We start from the raw sequence: 13457 nt of genomic DNA on the forward strand, positions 1-13457 counted from the left end.
CGGTGGCCCATCAGTCACGCCCGAGCTCGCTACGGATGAACTCGAACAATTCCTGGTCGCTGGCATCGCCGAGCCGGTCGGAGACGTCGGCGTCGGTGTCGTCGGCCGGCTTGTCCCACCAGGCGACCAGGTCGCGGAGCCGGCCCCCGACCCGGGCCCGCAGGCCGTCGTCGGGCGCCATACCAGCCAGGGCGGCCTCCAGGCGGTCGAGCTGGACGAGTACCGGCAACCGGGGGCCGCCGAGCTTGGTCAGGATCCGGGCGTCGAGATACTCGGCCAGCGCCGTGGGCGTCGGGTGGTCGAAGACCAGCGCGGCCGGTAGGGACAAGCCGGTTGCCGCGGCCAGGCCGTTACGCAGCTCCACCGCGGTCAACGAGTCGAACCCCAGGTCCCGGAACGACTGCCCCGGATCAAGTTCGTTCGGCGTGCGGTGGCCGACGACGGCCGCCGCACGTGTCCGAACCAGGTTGACCAGTATCTCCCTCCGCTCCTCGTCGTGCCGACCGGCGAGTTGCTGGAGTAGGGACTCCCCGGCGGGTTTTCCGTCGCCGGCCACGACCCGCCTGACGTCGGCACGAACCAGACCACGCAGCGCCGCCGGCAACGATCCGTCGCCGCCCCGGCCCGCCAGTACGGCCAGGTCGAACCGCACCGGCACCAGCACCGCGTCGGCCCGCTCCCAGGCCGCGTCGAAGTGCGCCATGGCGTGCTCGGCGGTGAAGGCGACCACGCCGGACTTCGTCATCCGGCGGAGGTGCACCTCGGACAGCTCCCCGACCATCCCACCCGTCGTCCCCCACAGGCCCCAGGCGAGCGCGGTGCCGGGCAGTCCCGCACCGGCACGTCGACGGGCCAGGGCGGCGAGGAACGCGTTGGCTGCGGCGTAGTTGGCCTGGCCGGCACCGCCGAGCACTCCCACCGCCGAGGAGAACAGGACGAACCGGGACAGGCCAAGGTGCGCGGTCAGCTCGTGCAGGTGTACCGCCCCGTCCACCTTCGGCCGCATCGCGGTGTCGACCTGGTCCGGGGTGAGCGTGCCGACCACCCCGTCGTCGACCACCCCGGCAACGTGGACCACCGCGACGAGCGGATACTCCGCCGGAACCGTGTCGAGGACCGCCGCCAGGGCATCGCGGTCGGCGACGTCGCACGCGGCGAAGGTGACCCGCGCGCCGGCCCGCGCCAGATCGTCACGCAGATCCGTGGCGCCGGGCGCGTCGGCGCCCTGCCGGCTCAGCAGAAGCAGGTGGCCGAACTGGTGCGCGGTGGCGAGGTGCCGGGCCACAAGCTGGCCGATCGCGCCGGTGGCCCCGGTGACGAGTACGGTTCCGGTCGCCGCCACCGGCGCCGTCGTCGGCGCTGGCGGAAGCCCGTTCGGTGCCGCGTGGGCGGGCACCAACCTCGGCACCAGCACCACACCGTCGCGTACCGCGACCTGCGGCTCGGCCTGGGCCAGTGCGGCAGCGACCGCCCCGGCCAGCAGATCCGCCCCGCCGTCCCGGTCGTCGAGGTCCACCAGGACGAACCGGTCCGGGGTCTCCTCCTGCGCCGACTGCATCAGGGCCCACGCTGCGGCCTGGGCCGGGTCCGGGCCCGATGGTGCCGTCCCGGCTCCGGTCGCGCCCCTGGTCACCATCACGAACCAGGAATCGGACAGCCGGTCGTCGGCGAGCGCGGACTGGACCAGGGCGAGCGTCCGGTGGGTGGTGTGCCGCACCGAGTCGACGAGCCCGCCGGGCGCGGTGTCGACGGCGACCACCACGACCCGTGGTGCCGGCGCGTCTCGGTCCTTCGCTCGGTGCAGCGCGGCGAGGCCGGGCACGGTCGGCACGGCGGCGTGGAGCGCGCTGGCCAACGCATCGGCCAGATATTCGCCACGGACGCCGGGGGAACCGACGACAGCCCAGTCTCCGGCCGGTGGCGTGGCCGCCCCGGACGGCAGCGCGGTCCACGTCAACCGGTACAGCGAGTCGGGCAGCTCCACAGGCCGTGCCGGGACCGGCCGGTCGACGGGTACCGCACGCATGGCCAGCCGCCGCACCGACAGCACCGGAAGACCGTCGACGTCGACGGCATCGACGGCGTATCCGTCGGCGTCGTCCGGGCTCAGGCGTACCCGTAGCACCGTGGCGCCGCTGGCGTGCAGTGTCGCCCCGGCCCAGGTCTCCGGAATCCGCTCGGGCCGGCCGGACAGCCGGTCGGCGGTCGCCGCAAGCCGCGCCAGTCCGGCGAGCAGCCCCGGGTGTACGGCGTACCGGTCCGCCTCGCCGGATGGTTCCTCGGGCAGCGCCAGTTCGGCGAAGAACGCGCCGTCGCCCTGCCAGACCCGGTCGGGCCCGACAGCCGGACCACCGGTGGCGTCGGCCGTGGTGCCCGCCGGCAGCCAGTCAACCGAGACGTCGGCCGTGGACGGCGCACCGGGTGCCAGGGCGCCCACAGCCGCGCAGGTCCATGGCGACGAGTCCGCGTCCTCGGACCGGTAGTGCACGGTGAGGGCCCGACCGCCCCGCTCGTCCGGCGCGGCCACCACCACCTGGAGTCGCACGTCCACGTCGTCCACCGCGACGATCGGGGCACGCTCGACCAGCTCGGCGATCTGCGTACGGCCCATCCGCCAGCCGGTCCACAGCGCCAGCTCCAGTACCAACCCGGACGCGTCCGCCGGGCCACCGGCCAGTGACGACGCCGGCAGTCGGCCGCTGAACAGGAACCCGCCGAGTTCCGGCAGGTCCACACCGGCGCCGAGCAGCGGATGCCCGGTCTCACTGAGCCCGACGGCCGACAGGTCGGCCGACCCGTGCGGTGCCCGCAGCCAGAACCGCTCGTGCTGGAACGGGTAAGTGGGCAGATCCACCCGCCGGGCCCCGCTGCCGGCGAACACGGCCGACCAGTCGACGCCCCCGTGCCGGACGTGTACCCGCCCGACGGCGGCCAGCACGGTACGCGACTCGTCCGCGTTCCGGCGCATCGTGGCGACGCAGGCCGACCGCCCGGCCGGGTCACCCGAGGCCGCCACGGTCTCGGCGGCCATCGCCGTCAGCACCCCGTCCGGCCCCACCTCCAGGAAGGTGGCCACGCCCAGTGCCCGGAGGGCCGAAACGCCGGCGGCGAACCGCACCTCGTGGCGTACCTGCTCCACCCAGTACGCCGGCTGGCAGAGTTGTTCGGCCGTGGCCGGCTCGCCGGTCACGTTCGACACCACCGGCAGCACCGGCGTGGCGTACGCGACGCCGGACAGGACCTCGGCGAACTCGGCCAGCATGGGCTCCATCAGCGGCGAGTGGAACGCGTGGCTAACCGCCAGTCGACGGGTACGTACACCGGACGCGGCGAACTCGGCGGCGATCTCCATGACGGCCGGCTCGGGCCCCGATATCACCACCGACGACGGGCCGTTGACTGCCGCGACGGCGACCTGGCCGGTGTGGCCGGCGAGTTCCTGTCGCACCCGGTTCTCGTCTGTCGCGACGGCCACCATCGCCCCGCCGGGCGGCAGGGCCTGCATGAGCCGGCCCCGGGCGGCCACTACCCGAGCCGCGTCCGGCAGCGACCAGACGCCGGCGACGTACCCGGCGACCAGCTCACCGATCGAGTGCCCGAGCAGGAACGCGGGCCGCACGCCCCAGTGTTCGAGGGTGCGGAACGTGGCCACCTCGACGGCGAACAGCGCTGCCTGGGTGTAGTCCGTCCGGTCCAGCAGGGCGGCCTCGACCGAGCCCGGCTCGGCGAACACCACCTCCGCGAGCGGTTGCCCCAGATACGGATCCAGCTCACGGCACACCTCGTCGAACGCCGCCGCGAACACCGGCACCGCGTCGTACAGTCGCCGGCCCATGCCCGGCCGTTGGGCGCCCTGCCCGGTGAACAGGATCGCCAGTTCGCCCTCGACCGGGCCATCCACCGGAACACCGGTCCCGTCGGCGGTGGACAGCGTGGTCAGGCTCTCCCGCAACTCGTCCCGGTCCGCCTCCACCAGCACGGCGGATCGGTTCAGCACGGTTCGGGTGGTCGCCAGCGACCAGGCCAGATCCACGACCCGGCCGGTCGGTTCCTCGTCGAGCCGGGCGACCAGCTGCCGAGCCTGTGCCCGCAGCCCCGCGTCGGTACGCGCCGAGACGACCAGCGGAACCGGAGAGCCTCCCGCGAGTCCCATCCCGTCCGGTGCGCGCCCGGCGTCATCGGTGTCCCCGTCCGGCGCCTCCTCCAGGATCACATGCGCGTTGGTACCGCTGATCCCGAACGACGACACGCCGGCCCGGCGCGGCCCGGCGGCCGGCGACCAGTCCCGGGACCGGGTCAGCAGGTTGACCGCGCCGGCCGACCAGTCCACGTGCGGCGTCGGCTCGTCCACGTGCAGCGTCCTGGGCATCAGTCCATGCCGCATCGCCATGATCGTCTTGATCACGCCGGCGATTCCGGCGGCGGCCTGTGGATGTCCGATGTTGGACTTGACCGACCCCAGCCACAGCGGGTTCTCCACGGGGCGCGCGGCCCCGTACGTCGCCAGGATCGCCTGCGCCTCGATCGGATCGCCGAGGGTGGTGCCGGTGCCGTGCGCCTCCACGACGTCCACATCGGCGGCGGTGATCCCGGCGTCGGCCAACGCCTGCCGGATCACCCGCTCCTGTGCCGGCCCGTTCGGCGCGGTCAGGCCGTTGGACGCACCGTCGGAGTTGACCGAGCTGCCGCGCAGCACGGCGAGCATCGGGTGGCCCAGCCGCCGCGCGTCCGACATTCGTTCCAGCACGAGCACACCGACGCCCTCGGCGAGGGCGAAGCCGTCGGCGGCGGCGGCGAACGACTTGCACCGGCCGTCCCGCGCGAGTCCGCGCTGCCGGCTGAACGCGAGGAACGTCGTCGGGTCCGACATCACCATGACCCCGCCGACCAGGGCCAGGTCGCAGTCGCCAGCGCGCAGGGCCTGTCCGGCGAGGTGCAGCGCGACCAGCGAGGACGAGCAGGCGGTGTCGACCGTCAGGGCAGGACCCTCGAGTCCGAACGTGTACGCGACGCGGCCCGACGCCACACTGGTCGAGGTGATGACGAGGTAGCCCTCCATGTCCTCGCCGACATCACGCAACCGGCTGCCGTACGCCTGGTCGGTCATGCCGACGTATACGCCGGTCCGCGTGCCCCGCAGCGACTTCGGGTCGACACCGGCCCGCTCAAGCGCCTCCCACGACGTCTCCAGCAGCAGCCGCTGCTGCGGATCCATGGCCAGTGCCTCGCGGTGGGAGATGCCGAAGTGACCGGCGTCGAAGGAGGCCGCGCCATCCAGGAACCCGCCCCGGTCGACGTAACTGCGCGCGGGTTTGTCCGGGTCGGCGTCCAGCAACTGGTCCAGCGGCCAGCCCCGGTCGGTGGGGAACGACGTGGTCAGGTCGACCTCGTCGCGTACCGCCCGCCACAGGTCCTCGGCCGAGGCGATGCCGCCGGGGAACCGGCAGGACATCGCGACGATCACCAGCGGGTCGGAGTGGTCGACCGTCCCGACCGGTCCGACGGCCACCGCCGGCTTCCGGTCGCCGAACAGTTCGCGGCCGAGGAAGTCGGCGAGCGCGGTCAGCGTGGGGTGGTCGAACGCCATCGTCGCGGGCAGTCGACGACCGGCCAGCTTACTCAACCCGTTACGCAGTTCCACCGCGGTCATCGAGTCGAATCCCAGGTCTCTGAATGACCGGGCCGGGTCGAGGGCGTCCGGCTGATGTCCGAGAACCACCGCGACGTGTTCCCGCACCAGATCGCGCAGCGCGCGTACACGCTGCCCCTCGGGCAGGTCCACCAGTCGTCGGACCAGCGCCGACGAGCCGGCCTCGGCACCGCCCGCGGCCGACACGGGCTCCGTGTCCGGGTACGCCTCGGGCAGCTCGTCCAGCAGGTGTGTCGGCCGACTGATGGTGAACTGCGGGACGAACCTGTCCCAGTACACCTCGGCCAGCAACGAGGTCGTCTCGTCGTCGGCGAGCAGTTGACCCAGGCCGGCGATGGCCACGGCCGGGTCGACCCGCGGCAGTCCCTTGCGGGCCAGCGAGTCGTACGCCGGGTCGTCGACCATTCCGCCGCCCGCCCACGGGCTCCAGGCCACCGACAGCGTCGGGTACCCGTCGGCGCGCCGCCGCTCGGCACGGGCGTCGAGTACGGCGTTGGCGGCCGCGTAGACCCCGTGATCGCCCGCTCCCCAGGTCGCCGAGATGGACGAGTAGTAGACAGCGATGTCGAGCTGCCCGGGGTGGAGTGACGCCTCCAGGTGCTCGATGCCGGCCACCTTGCCCTCGAACACGGTGGCCATGTCGGCGAGGGTGGTCACCAGCAGCGGCCCGCCCGCAGGGGCCCCGGCGGTGTGGATCACCGCCCGGATGAGCTCGCCGTCACGCTGCACGCCGGCGACGAGCGCCGCCGCCGCCTCCGGGTCGGTCAGGTCGCACGCCAGCACGCTGACCCGGGCGCCCAGTTCGGTCAGCTCGGCGGCCAGCTCCCGGGCACCGGGGCTCGCCGGCCCACGCCGGCTGATCAGCACCAGCCGTTCCGCGCCGAGCCGTGCCAGCCAGCGGGCGGCGTGCCCACCCAACGCCCCGGTGCCGCCGGTGACGACGACGGTGCCGCGCGGGCGCCAGTCGTCGCGGCCCGTTCCCGGCGCGCGGAGCAGCCTCCGTACGTACACCCCACCCGGGCGCACCGCGACCTGGTCCTCGCCATCCGATCCGGCCAGCACGGCGACCAGCCGGTCCGCGGCCGACGGATCCATCGTCGCGGGCAGGTCGACCAGTCCGCCCCAGCGGTCCGAATGTTCCAGCGCGGCGACCCGCCCCAACGCCCAGGCCGCGGCCTGCGGCGGGCTGGTCGGGGCGTCGTCCTCGGGCGTACCCACCGCTCCCCGGGTGGCGCACCACAGGGGGGCGTCGACGGCGGCCGCGCCGAGCGCGTTCAGCAGTGCGAGAGTCAGCGCCAGCCCGACCGGTACCACCGGCCGGGTGGGGTGCCCGGTGGTGTCCAGCGCGGCCAGGGAAAACACTCCCGCGAGTCGCCCGTCGTCCGGTACCGAGGCCAGGATCCGGGCGGTGAGCCGGGCGACGCCGCCATCGCATCCGTCCTGCGCCTCGGTCCCCCGGGCCTCGGTGTCCCGCGCCTCGGTCGCCTTGATTCCGTACGCCTCGGTCTCTTCGGCGTCACTGTCGTCCAGAACAAGTAGCGCCACGTCGGCAGCCCGTTCGCGCATCACCTCGACGGTGCCGGTGACCCCGGGATCGTCCCGGAGCCGGGCCGGTACGACGACGAGCCAGGTACCGTCCAGGTTGCCCGGGGGGTCCTGGGCGTCCTGGGTGGCGCGACGCCACACGATCCGGTACCGCCACGAGTCCGCGACCGACCGTGTCCGTCGGCGGCGTCGCCAGGTCGACATCGCCGGTAGCGCACCGCGCAGCGGCTCCGGATCGGCCAGACCGAGCGTGCCGGCCAGCGCGGCGAGGTCCTCCCGGTCGACGGCGTGCCAGAACTCGTCGTCCGCCTGGTCGGCCCGACCGCGGGACGGCGGGTTCTCCGGCCAGAAACGGCGACGCTGGAACGCGTACGTCGGTAGCCGTACCGGCGTCGGTCGGCCGCCCGCGTAACACACCGACCAGTCCACCCCGACACCCGACACGTGCAGCTCGGCGAGCGAGGTCAGCAATCGGTCCAGGCCACCGTCGTCACGTCGCAGGGTGCCCACCGCCACCGCCGCCGCGCCGGACTGCTCGGCCGTCTCGACTATCGGCCCGGTGAGGACCGGATGCGGGCTGACCTCGACGAATGTCCGGTACCCGTGCTCCACCAGGCCGGCGACGGCACGGTCCAGGCGCACCGGCTCGCGCAGGTTGCGGTACCAGTAGTCGGCGTCGAGACCCGAGTCGTTCAGCCAGTCGCCGTTCAGCGTCGAGAAGAAGGGTACCCGGGGCGGCACCGGGCGGACCGGCTCCAGCACCGCGAGCAGCTCGTCGCGGACGCCTTCGACCTGCGGCGTGTGCGACGCGTAGTCCACGATGTGTCGGGCACGGATGTCGCGTCTCGCCGCCTCGGTCATCACCTCGTCCAGCGCCGCCGACTCGCCGGCTACCACGACCGCCGAGGGACCGTTGACCACGGCCACCGACACCCGACCGTCCCAACGTCCCAACCACTGCTCCACCTCGGGCAGCGGGGCCGACAGGGATACCATGGCGCCTTCGCCGGTGATGGCGTCCAGCGCACGCGCGCGTAGTGCCACCACCCGGGCACCGTCGTCCAGCGAGAGCGCACCGGCGACACAGGCTGCGGCTATCTCGCCCTGGGACTGTCCGACCACCGCCGCCGGCACCACGCCGTGCGAGCGCCACAGTTCGGCCAGCGACACGGTCATCGCGAACAGCACCGTCTGGATCACGTCGTTGCGGCCCAGCGTCGGGGCGTCCGGATCGCCCCGGACGACCGCCGTCGGTGACCAGTCGATGAAGGGGGCGAGCGCCGCCTCGCACTGCGCCCAGCGGGTGGCGAAGACCGGAGAGGTGTCCAGCAGTTCGACGGCCATGCCGCTCCACTGCGTGCCCTGCCCGGAGAATACCCACACCGGTCCCCGGCCGGCTGGGCCCGCCACGCCCGTCGTGACGCTGGCGTGCGGTTCGCCGGCGGCTACCGCGCGCACGCCGGCGAGCAGCGTGTCGGCGTCCCGGCCGATCACGACCGCGCGGTGCTCGAACAGCGCCCGGGAGGTGAGTAGCGCCCGGCCGATGTCCGCAGCCGGCAACTCCGCGCGGGCGGTAAGGTCCGTGGCGAGCCGGGCGGCCTGGGCGCACAGCGCCTCGGCCGAACGCGCTGAGATCACCCAGGGCCAGGGGCCGTCCGGACCGGCGACGGGTTCTTTCGCGTCCTCCTGACCGGCGGGGGCACCGTCCGGACCGGCCGTCGCCGGCTCGGGGGCCGGGGCGGGTGGCTCCTCGATCACTACGTGCGCGTTGGTACCGCTGACGCCGAAGGACGAGATCCCGGCCCGGCGGGGTCGCCCGTTCGCGGGCCAGTCCCTGGCCTCGGTCAGCAGCCGCACGTTCCCCGCTGCCCAGTCGACCTTCGGGGTGGGCCGATCGACGTGGAGGGTCTGCGGGAGCCGGTTGTGCGCGATCGCCAGGACCATTTTGATCACCCCGGCGACGCCGGCGGCGGCACCGGTGTGGCCGATGTTCGACTTCACCGATCCCAGCCACAGCGGGAGGTCGGCCGCACGGTCCCGGCCGTACGTCGCCAGCAGCGCCTGCGCCTCGATCGGGTCGCCGAGACTCGTGCCGGTGCCGTGCGCCTCGACCACGTCCACCTGGCCAGGCCCGAGTCCCGCGTCGGCCAGCGCCTGTCGGATGACCCGCTGCTGGGACGGCCCGTTCGGCGCGGTCAGCCCGTTCGAGGCGCCGTCGGAGTTGACCGCGCTGCCCCGGACCACGGCGAGCACTTCGTGTCCGTTGCGGCGAGCGTCGGAGAGCCGCTCGACCACCACGACGCCCACGCCCTCCGACCAGCCGGTTCCGTCGGCCGCGTCAGCGAACGACTTGCACCGCCCGTCGGCCGCCAGGCCGTTCTGGTGGGAGAAGTCCACGAAACCGCGTGGCGTGGAGAGCACGGCCACGCCCGCGGCCAGCGCCAGGTCGCATTCGCCGCCGCGCAGCGACCGCGCGGCGAGGTGCAGGGCGACCAGCGACGAGGAGCAGGCGGTGTCCACGGTGACCGCCGGTCCCTCCAGCCCCATCGCGTACGCGACACGACCGGAGACGACGCTGGCCGCCGTCCCCGTCATCATGTAGCCGTCGGCTTCGTCCGTACCCGACAGCGCCTCGCCGTAGTCCGAGCCCGCCACCCCGGCGAAGATCCCGGTACGGCTGCCCCGCAGGGTCGTCGGGTCGATCCCGGTCCGTTCCAGCGCCTCCCACGACGTCTCCAGCAGCAGCCGCTGCTGCGGGTCCATCGCGAGCGCCTCGCGCGGCGAGATGCCGAAGAAGTCGGCGTCGAAGTCGGCGGCATCCGGCAGGAAGCCGCCGACCAGCGCCAACGAGCCGTCCCGACGTAGCTCGGGCAGGTCCCAGTGCCGGTCGGTCGGGAAGGCGCTGAGTCCCTCACCGGCCGACGCCAGCAGCTTCCAGAACGCCTCCGGGTCGTCCGCCCCCGGGTACCGGCAGCCCACGCCGACAATCACGACCGGGTCGTCGGTGGACGCGGCGGACGGCGCCGGGGCCGCCGGAACGTCGTCGGCGCCGAGCAACCCGTCACGCAGGTACCGGACGACCGCGAGCGGCGTCGGATGGTCGAAGACCAGCGTCGTCGGTAGCGGCAGCCCGGTCTCGTTGGCGAGCCGGTCACGGAACCGTACGGCGATCAGTGAATCGAACCCCAGTTCGCGGAACGACCGGTCCGGGTACAGCTCGTCCACCGTGAGGTGCCCCAGTACCCCGGCGGCGTGGGTGCGGACCAGCGTCAGCAGACGGTCGTCCAACTCGGCCGGGTCCCGGGCGACGAACGAACGTCGGTCGGGTCCGTCGATCTCCGGTCCGGAGCGGGGCAGCAGCGCGGGCCGGTCGGCAACGGACGCCTCCGCCGTCCCCGGCCCGGCGGCACCCGGCCCGGCGGCATCCGTCGTGTCCCCGCCGCCCCGGGCCGGCACGAGCGCCGGCAGCCAGTACCGCTGCCGCTGGAACGGGTAGGTGGGCAGCGCGACCCGCCGCCCGCCCCGGTCGGCGAGGATGGCGTCCCAGCCTACCGGCACGCCACGCACGTGCAGCTCGGCCAGCGCCGCGAGGAGCGCGGTCGGCTCGTGCCGGTCGTTCTGCATCGCGGCGCTCAGGGCGACCTCGTCGATGGTGCCGTCCAGGCAGTCGCGGGCCATCGCGGTGAGCGTGCCGCCAGGCCCGAGTTCCAGGCACATCGTGACGCCGTTCTCGGCCAGGCAGCGGATTCCGTCGCTGAAACGCACCGTCTCGCGGAGCTGGCGGACCCAGTAGTCCGGCGACCCGATTACGTCGCCCCCGACCAGGGCACCGGTCAGCGTGGACACGATCGGGACGCGCGGCTCGTGGAAGTCCAACGCCTCGGCGGCCACCCGGAGTCGGCCCAGCACCGGCTCCATCCGGGCGCTGTGCACCGCGACCGCGATGCGCAACCGCCGGACCCGGTACCCACGCCGGAGGCACGCCTCGGACACCCGCCCGACCGTGTCCTCCTCCCCGGACAGGACGATCGACCGGGGCCCGTTGAGCGCGGCGATGGTCACCTCGTCACCGGTGCCCGCCTCGGCAAAGACGGCCGGCAACTCGTCGAACGGCACGTCGACGGCGATCGCCGCGCCGCCGGGCGGCACGGACTGCATCAGGCGGCCCCGGGCGGCCACCAGTTGGCAGGCGTGCTCGAGCGACAGCACCCCGGCGACGTACGCGGCACTCAACTCGCCGGTGGAGTGACCGAGGACGAAGTCGGGCCTGACCCCCCAGTGTTCGAGCAGGCGGAACAGCGCCACCTCGACGGCGAACAGTGCGGGGACCGTGTATACCGTCTGGTCGAGCAGCGGGGTGCCGTCGACCTCGAGCCCACCGAGCACGACGTCCGCCAGCGGGGCGGCGATCAGCGGGTCGATTCCCGCGCACACCTCGTCGAACGCGGCGGCGAACACCGGGTACGCCCGGTACAGTTCCCGGCCCATCCCGACGCGCTGCGTGCCCAACCCGCTGAACAGGAACGCGACGGTGGTCACCGGCCTGGTCCGGCCGTGCACGACCCGCGGATCCGCCTGGCCCGAAGCCAACGCCGCCAGCCCGCCCAGAAGCTGCTCGCGGTCGCCGGCCAGGACCACCGCACGGTGGCCGAGGTGAGCCCGGGTGGTGGCCAGCGACATCGCCAGGTCGAGCGGGCGTACCTCGGGGTCGTCCTCGGCGAACCGGTGCAGCTGTTGCGCCTGGGCGCGCAACGCCGACTCGCCACGGGCGGACACCAACCACGGGATCGGTCCAGCGGGCTCGTCGTCCGCCGGACCGGTCTCCCGGACTGTCCCGGCGTTCTGGACGGTCTCGGCGTCGTTGTCGGCGGGCTCCGTCTGCTCCAGGATCACGTGGGCGTTGGTGCCGCTGATGCCGAACGACGACACGGCGGAGCGGCGTCGCCGGTCCGCCGGCCACGCCCGCTCCTCGGTCAGCAGCCGGACGGCACCGGCCGACCAGTCCACCCGCGGGCTCGGCTCGTCGACGTGCAGCGTGGCGGGCAGTACGCCGTGGCGCATCGCCATCACCATCTTGATGATGCCGGCGATCCCCGCCGCCGCCTGGGTGTGCCCGATGTTGGACTTGACCGACCCGAGCCACAACGGCTGGTCGGCGGGACGGTCCCGCCCGTACGTCTCGATCAGCGCCTGCGCCTCGACCGGATCGCCCAGCCGGGTGCCGGTACCGTGCGCCTCGACCGCGTCGACCTGGCCAGCGCCGAGCCGGGCGTCGGCCAGTGCCTGGCGGATCACCCGCTGCTGGGACGGCCCGTTCGGCGCGGTCAGGCCGTTCGAGGCCCCGTCGGAGTTGACCGCGCTGCCGCGCACGACACCGAGTACCGGGTGTCCCGCGCGCCGGGCGTCGTCGAGCCGCTCCAGGAGCAGTACGCCGACCCCCTCGCCCCAACCGGTGCCGTCCGCGGCGGCGGCGAACGCCTTGCACCTGCCGTCGCCGGCCATCCCGCCCTGCGTCCCGAAGTCGGCAAACAGCTCGGTGTTGGCCATCACGGCAGCGCCACCGGCGAGTGCGAACCCGCACTCCCGCGCCCGCAGCGCGCGTACCGCCAGGTGTACGGCCACCAGCGACGACGAGCAGGCGGTGTCGACGGTGATGGCCGGACCCTCGAGGCCCAGCGTGTAGGCGATCCGGCCGGACGCGACGCTGCTGATGGTCCCGGTGAGGACGTGCCCCTCGACCTCCCGGAGCGCCTCCTCGTCGCGGGGACCGTACCGTTGGTCGGTCATGCCGACGAAGACGCCGCCGTCGCTGCCCCGCAGAGCGGTGGGATCGATGCCCGCCCGCTCCAACGCCTCCCACGAGGTCTCCAGGAGGAGCCGCTGCTGCGGGTCCATGGCCAGCGCCTCGCGCGGCGAGATGCCGAAGAACCCGGCGTCGAACTCGGCCGCGTCGTAGAGGAAGCCGCCCTCCTGGTGGACCGTGTCGGACAGGTGCCCGGTCTGCCAGTGCCGGTCGTCCGGGAACGCCGAGATCGCGTCGCGCCCCGCGTGGACCAGGTCCCACAGCTGCTCGGGCGACGTGACTCCGCCCGGGAACCGGCACGCCATGCCGACGATCGCGATCGGCTCGGCGCCCGCCGACTCGAGTTCGAACAGGCGCTGCCGGGTCCGCTTCAGGTCCGCGGTAACCCGCTTCAGGTAGTCGACAAGCGTTTCGTCGTTCACCAAATTGATCACTCCCTGGAGACCCGGTAGTCGCGGG

The 13457-nt window shown here is 73.6% G+C and carries 1 protein-coding gene; it reads right to left on the bottom strand.

Annotated features, from left to right (window positions below; genetic code table 11):
• Window positions 1-10: 10 nt before the first annotated feature.
• A complete protein-coding gene (locus ACSMXO_RS25530) occupies window positions 11-13420 on the bottom strand; it encodes a type I polyketide synthase (RefSeq protein WP_455414086.1) in 13410 nt (4469 codons plus the stop codon).
• Between the last annotated feature and the right edge of the window lie 37 nt (window positions 13421-13457).

This window comes from Plantactinospora sp. DSM 117369 (genome assembly GCF_053764795.1).